We start from the raw sequence: 17,452 nt of genomic DNA, 5'->3' as shown, positions 1-17,452 counted from the left end.
CGACCCTCGGCGGTGACGGGCCTGGAGATGCTCACGCACGGGCTGTTCGCCGACGACAGGTTCCTGCGGGCGTTCACGGAGGTCCGGAGTGGACACCGCTGAGCACGTGGCGCCGGCACGCGAACCAGTATCCGGAGTCGCATGTGGATCGGGTGGCCGCGGGAGCGGGCTCGACGAGGACTCAAGCGGGCCTCCACCAGGAACGAGCCGATGTTGTCGGTCCCCCCGAGTAACGTCTGGCCCATGAACGCTGGGGACCGGATTCAGGAGCTCGCCGCCCGCCTCTTCGAGCTGCGCGACGCGTACTACCAGGGCGCGCCACTGGTGGCCGACGCCGAGTACGACGCACTGGAGGACGAGTTCCGGGCGCTGCTCACCGAGCACCCCGAGCTGACGCCGGAGGACAACCCGCTCGACTCGGTGGGGGCGCCCACCGTGCTGCACGCCCCGGTGCGGCACTCGCGGCCGATGCTGTCGCTGGAGAAGGCGAACCGGCCCGAGCAGGTCGAGGCGTTCTTCGGGCGGTTCCCCGGCCAGCAGGTGGTGGTGATGCCGAAGCTCGACGGGCTGTCGCTGGCGCTGGTGTACGAGAACGGCAGGCTGGCGCGCGCGGTCACGCGGGGCGACGGCACGACGGGCGACGACGTCACGTACCTGACGCGCGCGCTGACCGACGGCGTGCCCGACCGGGTGGACGCGCCGGGGCGGGTCGAGGTGCGCGGCGAGTGCGTGATGCTGCGGTCCACCTTCGACGCTTACAACAGGAAGAACCCGGACAAGCCGCTGATCAACCCGCGCAACGCGGCGGCGGGCACGTTGCGCGCCAAGGACCCCAAGGCGGTCGAGGGCCGGCGCATGCAGTTCTTCGCGTTCGACCTGACGACCGAGCCGGAGAGCGCGGACTCCGACCTGGACGCCGGTCTGCGCAAGCTCGGCTTCAGCGTTGCCGAGATGCGGCACTGCGGCACCGCGGCGGAGGCGCAGGAGGTCATCGCTTCGATCGAGGAGCAGCGCAACTCCCTCGACTACGACCTCGACGGCGCCGTGCTGCGCCTGGCCGACCGCGACGCGTTCGCCGCCGCCGGCACCCGGTCCAGCTCACCGCGCGGCGCGATCGCCTACAAGTTCGCCGCCGAGGAGAAGACGACGGTGCTCGCCGACGTGGTGTGGGACGTCGGCAAGACCGGCAAGATCGCCCCCGTCGCGTGGCTGGAGCCGGTGTTCGTGGGCGGCACGACCGTGACCCGCGCGACCCTGGCCAACCAGGAGGTCATCCGCGCCCGCAACATCAAGATCGGTGACACGGTCCTGATCCGCCGCGCCGGCGACGTGATCCCGTTCGTGGCGGGCGTGCTCGACGCCTCGAAGCGCACCGGCGAGGAGCGCGAGATCGTGCCCCCGACCGAGTGCCCCTCGTGCGCGCAGCCGCTGACCGAGCAGGGCAACAGCCGGGAACTGTTCTGCACCAACGCCGCCTGCCCCGCGCAGACCGTGCGCCGCCTCATCCACTGGTCCTCCCGCGCGGCGGCGGACATCGACGCCATCGGCCAGGTGTGGATCGAACGCCTCGCCGAGACCGGCGACCTGGTGAACCCGTCCGACTTCTACACCCTCACCAAGGAACGCCTGCTGGAGTTCGACCGCGTCGGCGAGGTCTCCGCGACCCGCATGATCGAGTCGATCGACCGCAGCCGCGCCGTCGGCCTGCGCCGCGCCCTCATCGGCCTCGCCATCCCGATGGCCTCCGAGGGCACCGCCGCCCGCCTGTGCCGCGCCGGCTTCGGCTCCCTCGAAGAGGTGGCCGACGCGGGCGTCGAGGCCCTGGTCGCCGTCGACGACATCGGCGCGAAGGTCGCCGAGTCCCTCATCCACCACCTCACCCGCCTGCGCCCCGAGATCGAACGCCTGCGCGCCCGCGGCGTGAACCTCGACGTCCGCGACGAGGACCTCCCACCCGTGGTCGCCGCCGGCGCCCCGCTCAAAGGCAAGTCCGTCGTCATCACCGGCTCCATCAGCGACCCCCGCTCCGGCGAGAAGGTCGCCCGCCCCACCTTCCAGCGCATGTGCGAGAAAGCCGGCGCCACCGCCGCCTCCTCGGTCTCGGCGACCACGGACATGCTCATCACGGGCGCGGACGTCGGCGCGAGCAAGCTGACCAAGGCGGAGAAGCTCGGCGTCGAGGTGGTGGACCAGGGCGAGATCTGGTCGAAGCTGATCGCGGCGGGCATCGCCTGACCGGCGCCCGCCTCCGGTGCCGCCTCCGCGGCGGCCGCCCTCACCCACAGCGTCGTCATCTGCCCTGCCGCGTCTCCACGCGCAACCGCTTGCCCTGCAACGGCGAGCGGCACCCGTTGTGGCAACGGGCTGAAGTCGGCGAGCAGGGTCCGCGTCACGGGCGCTGCGGCGTGACGAGGCCCGACTCGTAGGCGAGGACCACGAGCTGGGCGCGGTCGCGGGCGTGCAGCTTGGTCATGGCGCGGTTGACGTGGGTCTTGGCGGTGAGCGGGCTGATCACCATGCGGGCGGCGACCTCGTCGTTCGACAGGCCCTGGGCCACGAGCACGACGGCCTCCTGTTCGCGGTTGGTCAGCTCGCTCAGGCCGTGCCGGTTGAGCTGCGGCTGGCTCACGTACCGGTCGATGAGCCTGCGGGTGATCGACGGCGCGAGCAGGGCGTCGCCGCGGGCCGCCACCCGCACCGAGTGCAGGAAGTCCTCCGGGTGCACGTCCTTGACGAGGAACCCGGCCGCGCCCGCCCGCAACGCCTCGAACACGTACTCGTCCAGGCCGTAGTTGGTGAGGATGACGACGTGCACGCCCGCCAGCGCCGGGTCGGCGGCGATCCGGCGGGTGGCCTCGATGCCGTCGACCTCGGGCATCTGGACGTCGACGAGCGCGATGTCCGGCAGGTGGGCACGGGCCTGCTCGACGCACTCGGCGCCGTTCGCCGCCTCCGCCACGACCGCGATGTCGTCCTCGGCCTGCAGCAGCGCGCGGAACCCGCTGCGGATCAACGGCTGGTCGTCGGCCAGCAGCACCCGGATCACGGCTGTGCCACCGGCAGCTCGGCGTGGACGCGGAAGCCGCCCCCGGTGCGCGGCGCGGCGTCCAGGTGCCCGCCGAGCGCGGTGATCCGTTCGCGCATCCCCCGCAGGCCGACACCGGGAGTGCCGTTCGGGGTGGCGGTGCCGTCGTCGTCGACCCGGATGACGAGCGCGTCCTCGCGGTGGTCGATGTGGACGCTGGCGGACGCGGCCCGCGCGTGCCGCGCGATGTTGGTGAGCGACTCCTGCACGATCCGGTACGCGGTCCGGTCGACGGCCGCGGGGAGGTCCGCGCGGTCGCCCTCGATCGTGAGCCGGGCGTCGAGGCCGGTGGTCCGCGCGCGGTCGACGAGGTCGGGCACGTCGCCCAGGCCGTGGTACTCGGTGTCGTCGCGCAGGGCCTCCAGCGTGGCGCGGAGCTCCCTGGTCGCCTCGCGGCTGGCGTCGCGGATGGCGATGAGCGCGTCCGGAACGTCCTCCCGCCGCTTCCGCGCGAGGTGGACGGCGACCTCGGCCTGCAGCTTGATCACCGAGATCTGGTGGGTGAGCGAGTCGTGCAGCTCGCGGGCGATGTGGAGGCGTTCCTCGTTCGCCCGGCGCAGCGCGGTCTCCTCGCGGGTGCGCTCGGCCTCGTCCGCCCTCTTCTCCGCCTGCCGCAACGCTTCTCCCGCCGCCGCGGCCGCGACGAGCCAGGCGATCTGGAGCACGTCCCGGCTCTGCGTGAACGCCTCGGCGGTGGTCAGCCCGCGCGGCGACAGCACGACGGCGAGCGGCAGCGCGGCCAGCATCAGCACCGACCCAGCGACCGTGACGACGTGGTGACCGGCGCGCATCGCGGCGTAGACGGCGAACAGGAACGCGATCACCGGCACGTCGAACCCGGCGGCCTGGTAGCCGAGCGCGGTGAGCCCGGTGGCGGCGAGGACGGCACGCGGGTGGCTGCGCCGCGCGACCAACGCCAGTCCGCTCGCCGCCAGCAGCGCGAAACCGAGCGGTTCGAGCGTCGTGACCGGCCGGGCGGCACCGGCGACCACGAGGCTCGCCGCCACCCCGGCCGCGATCGCCCAGTCCGTCCACCGCCTGCTCATGCGTGCACCCTAACCGGATGTTCACGCTGGTAGATCCTGCACGGGGAGGACCTTCCGGCTACCGCGGACGCAGTAGACGGGTGTCTGTGCGCGCACGACGACGCGGGCGGTCTGCGCGGCCACGCTGGGGCCATCCGTTGAAAGGGGAAAGTCGTGGTTCTCGCACAGATCGCCGACACGTACGGGATGACGGCGGGCCGCACGTGGTCGCTTATCGGTGCCGCACTCGGCCTGGCCGGGCTGGTGCTCGCGTTCGCCGGCCGCCGGTTCGCGGTGGTCGCTCTCGCCGCGGGTGCCGCCGGCGCGGTGGCCGGGGTGCTGGTGGTGGCGTTCGCGAAGGGCGGTCCCGGTACCGGCCACGGCATCGTCGGCGGCTACGTGTCACTGGTCGTGGGCCTGGCCGCGGTGGTCACCGCCGTGCTCAGGCGTAGAGGCGCTCGGGCTGCTGGACCGTCCGCCGGGTGATGAGCCCCGCCGCACCCCGCACGACCGCGAACTCGCCGAGCGGCGACGCGACCAGCCGCGTGTGCCGCTCACCGCCCGCCAGCACCCGGTTGTCCATTTCGGACCGGATCGCGGCGCTCAAGTGGTCGTGCAGGACGGCATAGCTGCCGCCGAGCACGACGGTCGGCACGTCGAAGAGGTTCATCAACGTCGCCAGCCCCACTCCGAGCGCCCGTCCGGCCTCGCTGACGGCGTGCCGTGCGCGTTCATCGGTCTTCAGGGCTTCCGTGCAGCTCGTCGAGGTGCTTGCGTCCCGCATCCCGCAGCATGACGTCAAGCCCCGCATACCGTTCCACGCACCCACGGCTGCCACACGTGCACTGCACACCATCGCGCTCGATGACCACGTGCCCGAGCTCGCCGGCGAACCCGCTCACCCCGCGGTACACCTCGCCGCCGAGCACCACCCCGGCGCCGATGCCGACGTCCGCCGAGACGTGCACGAAGTCCTCGCCCGCCAGGTGCTTCGGCCACAGGTGGGCGAGGGCGGCGAGGTTGGCCTCGTTGTCGAGCTCGACGTCCAGCCCGAGCCGCGCGGTCAGGTGCGCGGTGAGGTCGTGGCCGACGAGGTGCGGCAGGTTCGGCGCACGGACGACCGTTCCGTTGTGGACCACGCCGGGCACCGCGAGCCCGACACCGAGGACGGTTCTCGGGGTCTTCGCGCTCTCGACGAGGTCGGCGACGCGGGCGAGCACCTGCTCGGCGGTGGCGTGCCGGTTGTCGGCGGGCACCCGGTGCCGGTGCACGGTCTCGCCGTCGAGCCCCAGCACCTCGACGGCGAGGTGCTCGACGTTGACCTCCACGCCGATCGAGACCGGCCCCTCCGGGTGGAACCTGAGCGGCTTCGACGGCCGTCCGACCCCGGTCAGGGTCGCGGGCTCCTCGACCAGGACACCGTTGGCCAGCAACGGTTCGGTCAGGTTCGACAGGGTCGCCTTGGTGAGACCGGTGCGGGCGGCCAGTTCGGCGCGCGAGCCGGGTTTGTCGACCAGGGCGAGCAGGACGGTGCGCAGGTTGCCGAGGCGTACCTGCCGCAGGTGGTCGACGGTGGTCATCGCCATCAGTATCGCCGCGCGGGGGCGGAGGGGTGCGCGTGGATGCCGGTTGGTGGGCCGACGCGAGTGGACGGGGGAGCGGCGGGTCGCGTGGTGGTGGCACATGCGCCCACACCGCACCCCACACACGACCCGGCCGGCGTGCGCACGACTCCCACCGCGCGCACGCCGCCCAAGCCCACTCCCAAGTCCCCGGTCACACCATCACCGGCTCAGGTACTTCTGCGCCGCCTCGCCATACCGGGCCCGGACCTCCGCAACAGCGGCGGCCTCGAACACCTCCGCCGCCCCGCGCGACCACGCGGGCGGCTGCGCACCACCGGCGAGCACCCAGGCGGCTTGCCGGGCCGCACCGTCGGCCACGTACTCGTCGGGCGACGGCACGGTCACCGGCACGCCGAACACGGTCGGCGCGATCCGGCGGACCGCGGGTGAGGCGGCAGCGCCGCCGACCAGTTGCACGCCGGTCACGTCGGCGCCCTGGGCGGCGAGTGCGTCGAGGCCGACGGCCAGGCCGCACAGCATGCCCTCGACGGCGGCCCTGGCGATGTTCGCCGGGGTGGCGTTCGACAGGGTCAGGCCGTGCAGGGCGCCGGTCGCGTCCGGGAGGTTCGGGGTGCGTTCGCCCTCCAGGTACGGCACCAGCACCACGCCCTCCGCACCGGCCGGGGCCGACAGGGCGAGCGTGCTCAGCCGGTCGAGGTCCACGCCCAGCATGCGGGCGGTCGCGTCCAGCACGCGCGCGGCGTTCAGGGTGCACGCGAGTGGCAGGTAGCGGCCGGTGGCGTCGGCGAAGCCCGCCACGATGCCGGACGGGTCCGTCGCACGGACCTCGCTCGTCGCGGTCACCACGCCGGAGGTGCCCAGGGACACCACGACGTCGTTGCCCGACGAGACGCCCAGCATCGCCGCCGCGTTGTCGCCGGCGCCGGGACCGAGGCGCAGGTGGCCCGCGGTGACCGACTCGGCAGGGCCGAGCACGCGGGGGAGTTGCACGTCGGCGCGGCCGAGGCCGCGTTCGAGCAGGCTCGGGACGTACTCGTCGGCCACCGAGTCGAAGTAGCCGGTGCCGGAGGCGTCCGAGCGGTCCGTCACCAGGTCGGCGAGGTCGCCGGTGCCGCGCAGCCGCCACGTCAGCCAGTCGTGCGGCAGGCAGACGGCGGCGGTGCGCTTGGCGTTCTCCGGTTCGTGCTGCTGCAGCCAGCGCAGCTTGGTGATCGTGAACGACGCGACCGGCACCAGGCCGATCCGCGCCGCCCACACGTCCGCGCCGAGCTCGGCGGTCAGGTCCGCGGCGGCTGCCGCGGACCTGGTGTCGTTCCACAGCAGGGCGTCCCGCACGACCTCGCCGTCGTCGTCGAGGCACACCATGCCGTGCTGCTGCCCCGCGACGCTGAGCGCGGCCACGTCGTCGAGCCCGCCCGCCTGGGCGGCGGCCTCCTCGTACGCCCGCCACCAGTGCGACGGGTGCACCGACGTGCCGTCGGGGTGCGCGGCCCGGCCCTCGCGCACGAGCTCGCCGGTGTCCGCGTCCCTGATGACGACCTTGCACGACTGCGTCGACGAGTCGACCCCCGCCACGAGCGTCATGTCAGCGCGCTCCCATGAGGTGCTCGAGGGCCAGCTGGTTGAGGCGAACGAACCCGAACCCGCGCTCGGCGGCCTTGTCCGGGTCGAACGACTCGGCCAGCAGCTCGTCGTAGCCCTCGCCGTCGTTCAGCGTCGGCTGGCTCAGCTCCGGCACACCGGCGGTGGCCAGCGCCTCCTGCACCTCGGGGTCGGCCCTGAACGCCGCCGCACGCTCCTTGAGCAGCAGGTACGTCCGCATGTTCGCCTTGACCGACTCCCACACGCCGGTGAAGTCCTCGGTGCGCGACGGCTTGTAGTCGAAGTGCCGCGGCCCCTCATAGCCCGCCGTCTCCAGCAGGTCGACCAGCGCGAACGCGTTCATCAGGTCGCCGTGGCCGAACACCAGGTCCTGGTCGTACTTGATGCTGCGCTGACCGTTGAGGTCGATGTGGAACAGCTTGCCGTGCCACAACGCCTGCGCGATGCCGTGCACGAAGTTGAGGCCCGCCATCTGCTCGTGCCCGACCTCGGGGTTGAGGCCGACCAGCTCCGGCTTGTCCAGCGAGGTGATGAACGCCAGCGCGTGACCGATCGTGGGCAGCAGGATGTCGCCCCGCGGCTCGTTCGGCTTGGGCTCGATGGCGAACTTGATGTCGTAACCGCGGTCGGTGACGAACTGCGTGAGCAGGTTCAGGCCCTCGCGGTAGCGGTCCAGTGCCGCCCGCACGTCCTTCGCGGTGTCGTACTCGGAGCCCTCGCGGCCGCCCCACAGCACGTACGTCTTCGCACCGAGCTCGGCCGCGAGCTCGACGTTGCGCAGCACCTTGTGCAGCGCGTACCGGCGCACGCCCCGGTCGTTGCTGGTGAAACCGCCGTCCTTGAACACCGGGTGGGTGAACAGGTTCGTGGTGACCATCGGGATGGTCAGCCCGGTCTCCTCCAGCGCCCCCTTCAACCGCCCGACCTGCTGGTCGCGGTTGGAGGAGTCGAAGAGGTCGTCGTCGTGGAACGACATGCCCCACGCGCCGAGCTCGGCCAGCTTGTGCACGGCCTCGACCACGTCCAGTGCGGGTCGCGTGGCCTCGCCGAACGGGTCACGACCCGGCCAGCCGATGGTCCACAGGCCGAAGGAGAACTTGTCCGCCGGAGTGGGCGCGCTCATGATCCACCCTTTCGTTCAAAGCTTGAACTTAGTGCAGACCGTACGACGCCGAGCCCGTGATCGCAATAATCCGGTTCCACGTTCGCAACGCGCCTCGTAGACTTCTGATCACCATCACCGAGCGAGGGGAGTACGGCCGTGCGCGTCCGCACCGCTCCCCGCTTCGACGTGATCCTCGTGTCCTCGCACCCCGGCTGCCCGCTGCGCGCCGGGCACCGGTAGTCCGCGAAGACCCCTCTTCTCCCGGCACGTGACCTGTCGTGCCGTCCGGGTCTCGTCGGCCGCATCGCGCCGACCGCACCACCAGAGACCACCCGAAAGGCACCGCGCCATGCGCGCCATCCGCAACATCGGCATCCTCGCCCACGTCGACGCCGGCAAGACCACCCTCACCGAACGCGTCCTCTTCGTCACCGGCACCACCCACCGGCGCGGCGAGGTCCACGACGGCACGACCGTCACCGACTTCGACCCGCAGGAGCGCGACCGCGGCATCACGATCTTCGCCGCCGCCGTGAGCTGCACGTGGGACGACCACCGCATCAACCTCATCGACACGCCGGGCCACGTCGACTTCGCCGACGAGGTCGAACGGGCGCTGCGTGTGCTCGACGGCGCGGTCGTGGCGTTCGACGGGGTGGCCGGGGTCGAGCCGCAGAGCGAGTCGGTGTGGCGGCAGGCCGACCGGTACGGCGTGCCGCGGATCGCGTTCGTCAACAAGCTCGACCGGGCCGGCGCCGACCTCGACCGGGCCGTCGAGTCGATCAGGACCCGGCTGCGCACCACGCCGCTGGTCGTCCAGCTGCCCATCGGCCGGGAGGACGGCTTCCGCGGGGTCGTCGACCTGGTCGCGATGCGCGCGTACGTCTGGACCGACGAATGCGCGGAAACCGCTGTGCCGCAAGAAGCACACGCCCGCAGGAGAAGGCTGGAGGAAGCGGTCGCCGAGCTCCACCCCGGTGCGCTGGAGGAGTTCTGCGCGAAGGACGAGCTCACCGACGACACGCTCAGGAACGCCCTGCGCGACCTCACGCACGCGAACAAGGCGACAGTCGTTCTGTGCGGCAGCGCGTACCGCAACCGCGGCGTCGAACCGTTGCTGGACGCGGTCGTGGCGTACCTGCCGTCCCCTGTGGACGTACGGCCGATCGAGAGCGTGGACGGGCAACGACGACGGGCGGATCCGGAGGAACCGTTCGCCGCGCTGGCGTTCAAGGTGAACTCGACCGCGACGGGCCGGGTGACCTCCGTGCGCGTCTACTCGGGCACCCTCCACAAGGGAGACACGGTGCTCGTGAACGGCCGAACGGAACGCGTCGCGCGGATCCTGCGGGTCCAGGCCGACCGGCACACGCCGGTCGACACCGCGACGGCCGGTGACATCGTGGCCGTGGTGGGGCTGAAGAACACGCGCACCGGGGCGACCCTGTGCGCGCCCGACGCCCCGCTGCTGCTCGAAGAACCGGTCACCCAGGACCCGGTCGTCTCGGTGGCGGTGGAGGCCAGGTCCGCCGCCGACACCGAACGGCTGGTCCAGGCGCTGGCCCACCTCACAGAGGAGGACCCGTCGCTGAAGGTCACGACCGACCGGGAGACCGATCAGCTGCTGCTCGCCGGCCTCGGTGAGCTGCACCTGGAGGTGGCGGTGGAGAAGGTGCGCCAGACCCACCGCGTCGAGGTCGTGACGGGACGGCCGAGGGTCGCCTACCGCGAGACGGTCGAACGGGGTGTGTCCGGATTCGTCTACCGGCACGTGAAGCAGGACGGAGGTGCGGGGCAGTTCGCCCACGTGGTGATCGACACCGAACCGGCCGACGCCTTCGAGTTCCGCTCGGCGGTCACCGGCGGGCGGGTGCCGCAGGAGTTCATCAGGGCGGTCGAACAGGGCTGCCGCGACGCGCTCGCCGAGGGCCCGCTCGGGTTCCCGGTGGCCGGTGTGCGGGTGACGCTCACCGACGGCTCCACGCACGTCAAGGACTCCAGTGAGATGGCCTTCCGGACGGCGGGCCGCCTCGGGCTCCGCGACGCGCTGCGCCAGGGCGTCATGACCAGGCTCGAACCGGTGACCGAGGTCACGGTCACCGTGCCGGAGGAGTTCGCCGGCGGCGTGTTCGGCGACCTGGCGGCCCGGCGTGGCCGCATCCTCGGCTCCACCACCAGGGCGGACGTGGCGGTGGTGACGGCGAGCGTGCCGCTGGCGGAGATGTTCGGCTACGTGACGAGGTTGCGCAGCCGGACGCAGGGCCGCGGCACGTTCACCAGCCGCCCCACCGGTTATGCGCCCGCATAGCACGGAACGGGCCCGCCCGCGCACCGGCGCGGGCGGGCCTATGCTCGATCGAATGGTGATCGGACCGGCTCCCCACGACCGACTGCACGTGATGTCGTTCAACCTGCGCTTCGCCTCGAACGTGGAGCCGAACTCCTGGGCCACGAGACGACCGGTGGTGGCCCGGCTGCTCAACGCGGAGCAACCCACCGTCCTGGGCACTCAAGAAGGCCTGTACGGACAGGTCAAGGACGTCGCGACCGACCTGCCGGACCGCTACGACTGGATCGGCGTCGGCCGCGCGGGCGGCAGCCACGACGAGTTCGTCGCCGTCTTCTTCGACACCGCGCGGCTCGACCCGCTCGCGTTCGACCACCACTGGCTCTCCGACACCCCGAACGTGATCGGCTCGCGGACGTGGGGCAACAACGTGGTCCGGATCGTCACGTGGGTCCGCTTCGCCGACAAGCACACCGGTGCCCAGTTCGTCTTCGTGAACACCCACTTCGACCACGAGTCGGAGCTCGCGCGGCTGCGCAGCGCCGAGGCCATCCGCGACCGCCTCAACGCCCAGACGCTGCCGGTCGTGCTCACCGGCGACTTCAACGACGTGCCGGGGTCGAAGGCCTACCGCGTCCTCGGCCTGGAGGACACCTGGAACGGCTCCCGCCGCACGCCCGCGTACGGCACGTTCCACGGCTACGCGCCGCTGGTGCCGGACGGCCCGCGGATCGACTGGATCATGACCCGCGGCGCCACCACCGAGGCCGCCGCGATCAACACCTACGCCGAGGGCACCCAGTACCCGTCCGACCACCTCCCGATCCAGGCGCTGCTCCGGCTCCACTGATCCATCGGTACCGGAACCCGTCTCAGCTCGACCGCGCAGTGGTCTGAACCATTAGGTTGGCTGCATGCGCCTGAAAACAGTGATCGCGTCCGTGCTGGTGGCAGTCTCGCTCGGCTCCGGAGCGGCGGCGGCGGCCGCTCCGGCCCGCCACGAGTGCGCCACCCCGTCCATCGACCGCTACCAGCAGTGGCTGGCCAGCGGTGAGGGCACCACCGAGCCCGCGACCGGCAGCACCCTCGTCCCCGACGGGCGGCACCGGTACGCGGCGAAGATCAAGTTCCTCAACCCCGAGTGGCACGTCATGGTGCTCTGGCTCGGGAACCGGTTCGAGGCAGAGGCGGACCTGTCGCGCTCGCGCGGGTTCCTGATGACCTACAGCGCCACCGACGACCTGTACGTCCAGCTGCGGCCCGCGTCCGACTGGAGCGGCGGGGCCAAGTGGGTCACCAAGATCCCGTCGACCCGCGGCAAGGTCGTCTCGCGGTTCTTCAGCTTCGCGCCTGACAAGTGGACGACCTTGGCGGAGCTCGGTGCGCCGAACTACCCCTTGGCGGACGCGCTCGACGACGCCCGCGGCCTGGTCTTCGTCGGCAAGACGCCCAACGACCTGACGTTCAAGGGGCTGAAGGTGGACGGGTACCGGCCACCCTGCGTTTACTGACAGCGTTGTCGCGACCGGGTACGTTCCGGCGCGTGAGAGCGCTTTCGATCACCCTGGTCGCTGTCCTCACCGCCGCGCTGGCGGCTCCCGCGAGCGCGGCGGTGCGGGACGACACGTCCTCCGTCGACCCGCTGATCGGCTCGGCGGGTGGTGGCAACACCTATCCGGGCGCGGTGCGGCCGTTCGGGATGATCTCCTGGAGCCCGACGTCGACCCGTGGCGACCAGACGAACACCGGTGCCGCCAACGGGTACGCCTACGACGCCACGCGGGTGCGCGGGTTCAGCCTGACACACGTCAACGGCGCCGGCTGCCACCCCGGCGCGGCGGGGGACGTGCCGATCATGCCGCACGTCGGCGCCATCACCACGTCACCGACCGCGGACACCGGGGACCAGGTCTTCGCGAGCGACTTCTCCCACGCCGACGAGGTCGCCGAACCCGGCCGGTACCGGGTGGGGCTCAAGTCCGGTGCGAGCGCCGACCTCTCCGTGACGACCCGCGCGGGCATCGGCGAGTTCGGCTTCCCCGCCGACCAGCCGGCGTCGCTGCTGTTCCGCGTCTCGAACTCGTTGAACGGCAGCGAGGACGCCGAGGTCACCATCGACCCGGCCGCGCGGACGGTCTCCGGTTCCGTGCTGACCGGCGCCTTCTGCGGCCGGCGGGCGAACGGCGGCACGAACAACCAGAGGTCCTACTACCGCCTGTACTTCACCGCCTCCTTCGACCAGGCGTTCAGCGGTTTCGGCACGTGGGTCGACGCTTCGCTCAAGCCCGGTGCCACCACCGCGACCGGCGGCGAGGGCTACCTGACCGGCAACGCCCGTGCCGGCAGGGGTTCCGGCGGCTACGTGTCCTTCGCGGACACCAAGGTGCGCATGCGCGTCGGCATCTCCTACACCAGCCTCGAAGCCGCACAGCGCAACCTGAAGGCCGAGATCTCGAAGCGGGACACCGTCGAGTCGGTGGCCGGGGACGCCCGGCGCGAGTGGGCGGGGCAGCTGCGCGCCGTGGAGGTCGACGGCGGCACCGCTGACCGGCGCACGGTCTTCTACACCGCGCTCTACCACGCCTTCCTGCAGCCGAACGTGGCCAGCGACGTCGACGGCACCTACCTCGGCAGCGACCGCCTCGTGCACCGCCTGGCACCCGGCCAGCGGGTCCAGTACGGCAACTTCTCCGGCTGGGACCAGTACCGCGCCCACACCCAGCTGCTGGCGCTGCTCGAACCGCGCGTCGCCGGTGACTACGCCCAGTCCCTGCTGAACCTGGCACGGCAGAACGGCGGGGTGTGGGACCGCTGGGTGCACGTCAACGGCCCCACCCACGTGATGACCGGCGACCCGTCCGCGCCCGCTGTCGCCGGCATGCACGCCATGGGGGCCAAGAACTTCGACGTCCGCGGCGCGTTCGACTCGTTGCTGCGCCAGGCCACCGTCCCGCACCCGGACGGCCTGTCCGACAAGGGCTGTCCCGGCCAGTGCGAGGGCCAGCGCCCCAACCTCGCCGAGCACCTGCGCCTCGGCTACGCCCCGCAGGACACCTGCCACTGCTGGGGCGGTGCCGCCGAGACCCTGGAGGACGCGGTCGCCGACCAGGCGCTCGCGGACCTCGCCGACCGCCTCGGCCGCCCGTCCGCCGAGCTGCGCGCCCGCGCGGGCTGGTGGCGCAACACCTTCAACCCGGCCACCGGGTACCAGCAGGCCCGCCGCGCCGACGGGTCGTGGGTGACGCCGTTCAGCCCGTCCTCCGACCTCGGGTTCGCGCAGGGGTCCAGCGCCACCTACACGTGGATGGTCCCGCACGACGCCGCCGGTCTGGCCGCCGCGATGGGCGGTGACGACGCCGCGGTGGCCCGCCTCGACGCGTTCTTCCACCGCGCCGACGGCTCGTGGGCCACCGGCGGCGACCCGGCGCGCTACGACCCGACCAACGAGCCCGGCATCCACACCCCGTGGCTCTACAGCGAGTTCGGCCGCCCCGACAAGGCGCAGGAGACCGTGCGCGCCCTGGCGTCGCTGGTCTACCGCACCGGCCCGGCCGGCCTGCCCGGCAACGACGACCTCGGCACCATGTCCGCCTGGTACGTCTTCGCCGCGCTCGGTCTGTACCCGCGCACGCCCAGCAGCGCGGAGCTGCACGTGACCAACCCGATGTTCGCGAAGGCCCGCATCGCCGGTCGCGGGATCACGGTCCTGGCGCCGCGGCCGGACGGCGTGCACGTCGGCACCGTGCGGTGGAACGGCCGGGCGGTGGAGCAGCCCCGGCTGCCGGAGTCGTTCGTGCGACGTGGCGGAATCCTGGTCGTCAGCGCCCGCTGAGCTGGTACCAATGCCAGTTGTGCAGCAACCGGAAGCGCGGGTCTCGTTCACCGGCGACGCCGAGGTCGTGGTGCAGGTGGGCGGATCGGTCCACGGCGACGTCACGATCGGCTCGGCACGCCCGCGGCCCAACGCCGTCGCCGCGCGCCCGTACCTGCTGCTGGAGACCGGCGCGGTGGTCGGGCGGGCGGAGCTGCGCCGCGCCGTCGACGAGTTCCTCACCGGGACGGGCGCGGCGGTGCTGCTGCTGGTCGGCGTGCCCGGCATCGGCAAGAGCGCCCTGGCCTGGGACAGCTGGAAACGCCGGCGCGCGAGCGGGGCCCGGCAGTTCTGGTACTCGTTCTACGACGGCCGCGGCGTCGGCAGCTTCGCCGCGATGGTCCCGGAGCTGGCCCGGTTCCTCGGACTGCCGGAGACCGCGCGCGTCGACGCCGTGCTCGACGCCGTGGCAGCGGAGGAGGTCGTGCTCTTCCTCGACGGCGTCGAACGCTGCCTGCGCTGCTACCAGCGCCCCCTCGGCGCGGTGCAGGACGACGGTGACGAGCTGTGGCACGACACCGAGCTGGGCTTCGCCTCCGACGACGCGCTGCGCTTCTTCCAGCAGCTGACCGAACTGCCCGCCGGACGGGTCGTGGCGACGTCCCGCGTCGTGCCCGCCGACTACTTCGCGAGCGGCGGTGCGCTGCGGGCCGGGATCACGAGCCACGTCGTCGGCCCGCTGACCCCCGCCGACGGCCGCGCGCTGCTCGACCGGGTCGGCACGCCGCTCACCCCGGCGGACGCGGCAACGGCGGCGTCGGTGCTCGGCGGCCACCCGCTCGCGTTGCAACTGCTCGCCCGCCAGGTCCGCGGGTCGGTGCGGCCGAAGCGGTCGCTGTCGGCGTGGCTGGCCGACGAGGGTTACCTGACGGCGGACGGCACCGGGCCGCGGCAGCTCCGCGACCGGCTGTTCGTGCGCGCGGCCTCGGCGTTGTCGGCCCCCGCCTGCCTGCTGCTCGCCGCCACGGGTGTGCTGGGCGGCTCGGCGGACCTGCCGACCCTGCGGGCGGTCGGCCCGGCCGGGTTGACCGACGCGGAGTTCCGCCGGGCCGTGCGGGAGGTCGTCGCGTCCGGGCTCGCGGTGGCGGACGGGGACGAGCTCGGCTGCCACCCGCTGACCGGGTCGGCGGCGGCCGCGCGGCTCGCGCCCGACGAGACCACCGCGCTGGTCCGCACCCTCAGCACCACGCTGCGCGGCCGGTTCACCGGCATCGACGCGTGGGGCGCCGGGTACGCCGGGTGGTACGCGACGGCCGACGTGTCGGACCGGGCCGAGGCGATGGCGTTGTGCCGCGCGCTGGTGCGGCTCGGGGAGTGGCAGGCGGCGGCCGAGCTGTACGACGAGCAGCTCGACCTCCCGCTGCGGCTGGAGATCGGGGCGAACTTCGAGGCCGTCGAGCTGCTGTCCGCGCTGGTGGCCGGGCTCGGCGCCGAGCAGGGCGAGTTCGGACCGGACCGGCTGCGGCCCGCGCTGGCCCACCACCTGCTGATGATCGGCCGGACCGAGCAGGCCGCGCACGAGCTGGCCGTGCTGCCGGACGGCGCCGAGCAGCACGACACGGCGATGGTGCGGGTGGCGGTGGCGTTGCACGGTGGCGATCCCGCCGCAGCGCTGGAGATCGGGCTCGCGGCGGTGCACGGCGCCCGCAGGAGGCTCGCCGCCGCGGCTCGGGTGGACGAGGTCGACGTCTTCGGGCTGCCGTCCGCACGTCCCCTGGTGCGCCCGTCGGGTGACCAGGTCGAGGCCCTGGTCCGGTGCGCCGAGGTGCTCCTGGTGGCCGGTCGGCCGGCGCACGCGGCGCGGCTGCTCGTGGAGGCGCTGGCGGTGTGGCGGCGGGCCCACGACCACTGCGGCGGGTGCCGCGGCCTGGTGCTCAGGGCCGCCGCCGCGGTGTTCGCGGTGTGCGGGGACGCCGACGCCGCCCGCACCGCCTCGACCGAGGGCCGTGCGTTGCAGCTGGGCCAGGGCCGGACGATGCAGGGCCTCTTCGCGGACGTCGTCGTGGCGGCGCGCCTGCCGCACCTGCTGCCGGACCTGCCCGCCGTGCTGGGTGGTGCGGGTTTCCTGCTCTACCAGCAGTTCGCGCTGACCGGGATGCCGTCGCTGCCGGAACCGCCGGTGCGCAGGGCGGTCGGCTGGCTCGGCCCGGTGGTGGAGACCGAGCCGACCGGGCTGGTCGAGCTCGCCCGCGCGGTCGAGACCACGCCGTGCGACTCGCCGGAGCAGGCGCTGGAGGTCGACCCGTGCGACCAGGAGGCCCGCCGGGAGCTCGCGGCGCGTGCGGTGCGGGCGGGCGCGCTCGACGAGGCGTTGGAGCACCTCAGGTGGCTGATCGACCTCACGGAGGACGGCCACGCGATCGCCGTGGGCCTGGTGACCGGGCCGGGACCGTTCGCCGACGGGGTGCGCGAGCTGCTACTCGGCGGTGCGGGCGCGCTCGCCGCCGCCGACGCGGTGATCGTGCTGGAGACCAGGCTGGGTGACGACGAGGCGGCGGAGCGGTGGCGGCGCGTGCGCCGAGACCTGGTGCGCCAGATGTTGCGCGGCTTCTAGTCCTTCGCCGCGATCAACGCCTGCGGTGCCGCCTGCTTGATCCGCGTCGTCAGCCACGACAGCTGCCGCTTGGTCTCCTTCTCGCAGGAGCTGCACGACGTCGAGCAGCGCGCGGTCCCGCAGCCCCTGCGCGGCCTGCCCGACGACGGTCCACGTGATGTCCGTGAACGACGCCAGCGCGTACAGGTCCTGCAGGTCGCGCAACAGCCCGACGCCACCGCCGCGGGTCTCGGTGACCTCGGCCGCGTGCAGGCGTTCCGGTTCGTCCTCGCGGTGCTCGCCGTAGCGCTGCACGAACGGCCAGAGGTGGCCGGCCTGGCTGTCGGTCCGGCCGGCC

13 protein-coding genes are annotated in these 17,452 nt (G+C 72.8%); 7 read left to right on the top strand and 6 right to left on the bottom strand.

Going from position 1 to position 17,452, the window contains the following annotated elements:
- Positions 1-243 precede the first annotated feature (243 nt).
- Positions 244-2,235, top strand: a complete 1,992-nt coding sequence (gene ligA / locus ACVDFE_RS29375) for an NAD-dependent DNA ligase LigA (RefSeq protein ID WP_458432691.1) — start codon at positions 244-246, stop codon at positions 2,233-2,235.
- A gap of 154 nt (positions 2,236-2,389) precedes the next feature.
- Here ligA and ACVDFE_RS29370 read toward each other — a convergent pair whose 3' ends face one another.
- Together ACVDFE_RS29370 and ACVDFE_RS29365 are read right to left on the bottom strand one after the other, a co-directional pair.
- Positions 2,390-3,046, bottom strand: a complete 657-nt coding sequence (locus ACVDFE_RS29370) for a response regulator transcription factor (protein WP_360384557.1) — start codon at positions 3,044-3,046, stop codon at positions 2,390-2,392.
- Positions 3,043-4,131, bottom strand: a complete 1,089-nt coding sequence (locus ACVDFE_RS29365) for a sensor histidine kinase (RefSeq protein WP_458432690.1) — start codon at positions 4,129-4,131, stop codon at positions 3,043-3,045. Before ACVDFE_RS29365 ends, ACVDFE_RS29370 begins: the two co-directional genes overlap by 4 nt.
- A 153-nt stretch (positions 4,132-4,284) precedes the next feature.
- Here ACVDFE_RS29365 and ACVDFE_RS29360 point away from each other — a divergent pair, with 153 nt between their 5' ends.
- The gene (locus tag ACVDFE_RS29360) at positions 4,285-4,596 is read left to right on the top strand and encodes a DUF6223 family protein (RefSeq protein ID WP_458432689.1); all 312 of its coding nucleotides are present in this window, start codon (positions 4,285-4,287) and stop codon (positions 4,594-4,596) included.
- Here the strand turns inward: ACVDFE_RS29360 and ACVDFE_RS29355 are convergent.
- The 4 genes from ACVDFE_RS29355 to xylA all read right to left on the bottom strand — a co-directional run bounded on the left by ACVDFE_RS29355 (position 4,553) and on the right by xylA (position 8,421).
- Positions 4,553-4,894, bottom strand: a complete 342-nt coding sequence (locus ACVDFE_RS29355) for an ROK family protein (RefSeq protein WP_458432688.1) — start codon at positions 4,892-4,894, stop codon at positions 4,553-4,555. The two genes, ACVDFE_RS29360 and ACVDFE_RS29355, sit on opposite strands and share 44 nt — an antisense overlap.
- The gene (locus ACVDFE_RS29350) at positions 4,842-5,690 is read right to left on the bottom strand and encodes an ROK family protein (protein WP_458432687.1); all 849 of its coding nucleotides are present in this window, start codon (positions 5,688-5,690) and stop codon (positions 4,842-4,844) included. The genes ACVDFE_RS29355 and ACVDFE_RS29350 overlap by 53 nt, the downstream gene beginning before the upstream one ends.
- 204 nt (positions 5,691-5,894) lie before the next feature.
- Entirely contained in the window at positions 5,895-7,280 is a 1,386-nt protein-coding gene (gene xylB / locus ACVDFE_RS29345) for a xylulokinase (protein WP_458432686.1), read from the bottom strand.
- A gap of 1 nt (position 7,281) precedes the next feature.
- A complete protein-coding gene (gene xylA, locus ACVDFE_RS29340; RefSeq protein WP_360384547.1) occupies positions 7,282-8,421 on the bottom strand; it encodes a xylose isomerase in 1,140 nt (379 codons plus the stop codon).
- Positions 8,422-8,752: 331 nt separating this feature from the next.
- On the opposite strand from xylA, the gene fusA reads away from it, so the two are divergent.
- The 5 genes from fusA (at position 8,753) to ACVDFE_RS29315 (ending at position 17,115) form a co-directional block, all read left to right on the top strand.
- A complete protein-coding gene (gene fusA / locus ACVDFE_RS29335; protein ID WP_458432685.1) occupies positions 8,753-10,711 on the top strand; it encodes an elongation factor G in 1,959 nt (652 codons plus the stop codon).
- 52 nt (positions 10,712-10,763) lie between these two features.
- On the top strand, positions 10,764-11,540 hold the full coding sequence (locus ACVDFE_RS29330) for an endonuclease/exonuclease/phosphatase family protein (RefSeq protein ID WP_458432684.1): 777 nt from the start codon (positions 10,764-10,766) through the stop codon (positions 11,538-11,540).
- Positions 11,541-11,604: 64 nt separating this feature from the next.
- The gene (locus tag ACVDFE_RS29325; RefSeq protein WP_360384541.1) at positions 11,605-12,201 is read left to right on the top strand and encodes a hypothetical protein; all 597 of its coding nucleotides are present in this window, start codon (positions 11,605-11,607) and stop codon (positions 12,199-12,201) included.
- 32 nt (positions 12,202-12,233) lie between these two features.
- Positions 12,234-14,522 carry a GH92 family glycosyl hydrolase gene (locus tag ACVDFE_RS29320; protein ID WP_458432683.1) on the top strand — a complete coding sequence of 763 codons (2,289 nt, stop codon included), beginning with the start codon at positions 12,234-12,236 and terminating at the stop codon, positions 14,520-14,522.
- A gap of 10 nt (positions 14,523-14,532) precedes the next feature.
- Positions 14,533-17,115 carry a hypothetical protein gene (locus ACVDFE_RS29315; protein WP_458432681.1) on the top strand — a complete coding sequence of 861 codons (2,583 nt, stop codon included), beginning with the start codon at positions 14,533-14,535 and terminating at the stop codon, positions 17,113-17,115.
- Positions 17,116-17,452 lie beyond the last annotated feature (337 nt).

The sequence above is a fragment of the Lentzea chajnantorensis genome, assembly GCF_054300775.1.
This window is presented reverse-complemented; position numbering and strand designations above follow the sequence as displayed.

What these genes read in the sequence shown, in the direction of transcription:
- ligA (WP_458432691.1), top strand. Translation starts at nt 244, where the DNA reads ATGAACGCTGGGGACCGGATTCAGGAGCTCGCCGCCCGCCTCTTCGAG.
- ACVDFE_RS29365 (WP_458432690.1), bottom strand. Translation starts at nt 4,131, where the DNA reads ATGAGCAGGCGGTGGACGGACTGGGCGATCGCGGCCGGGGTGGCGGCG.
- ACVDFE_RS29355 (WP_458432688.1), bottom strand. Translation starts at nt 4,894, where the DNA reads ATGCGGGACGCAAGCACCTCGACGAGCTGCACGGAAGCCCTGAAGACC.
- ACVDFE_RS29350 (WP_458432687.1), bottom strand. Translation starts at nt 5,690, where the DNA reads ATGACCACCGTCGACCACCTGCGGCAGGTACGCCTCGGCAACCTGCGC.
- xylB (WP_458432686.1), bottom strand. Translation starts at nt 7,280, where the DNA reads ATGACGCTCGTGGCGGGGGTCGACTCGTCGACGCAGTCGTGCAAGGTC.
- xylA (WP_360384547.1), bottom strand. Translation starts at nt 8,421, where the DNA reads ATGAGCGCGCCCACTCCGGCGGACAAGTTCTCCTTCGGCCTGTGGACC.
- fusA (WP_458432685.1), top strand. Translation starts at nt 8,753, where the DNA reads ATGCGCGCCATCCGCAACATCGGCATCCTCGCCCACGTCGACGCCGGC.
- ACVDFE_RS29330 (WP_458432684.1), top strand. Translation starts at nt 10,764, where the DNA reads ATGGTGATCGGACCGGCTCCCCACGACCGACTGCACGTGATGTCGTTC.
- ACVDFE_RS29325 (WP_360384541.1), top strand. Translation starts at nt 11,605, where the DNA reads ATGCGCCTGAAAACAGTGATCGCGTCCGTGCTGGTGGCAGTCTCGCTC.
- ACVDFE_RS29315 (WP_458432681.1), top strand. Translation starts at nt 14,533, where the DNA reads ATGCCAGTTGTGCAGCAACCGGAAGCGCGGGTCTCGTTCACCGGCGAC.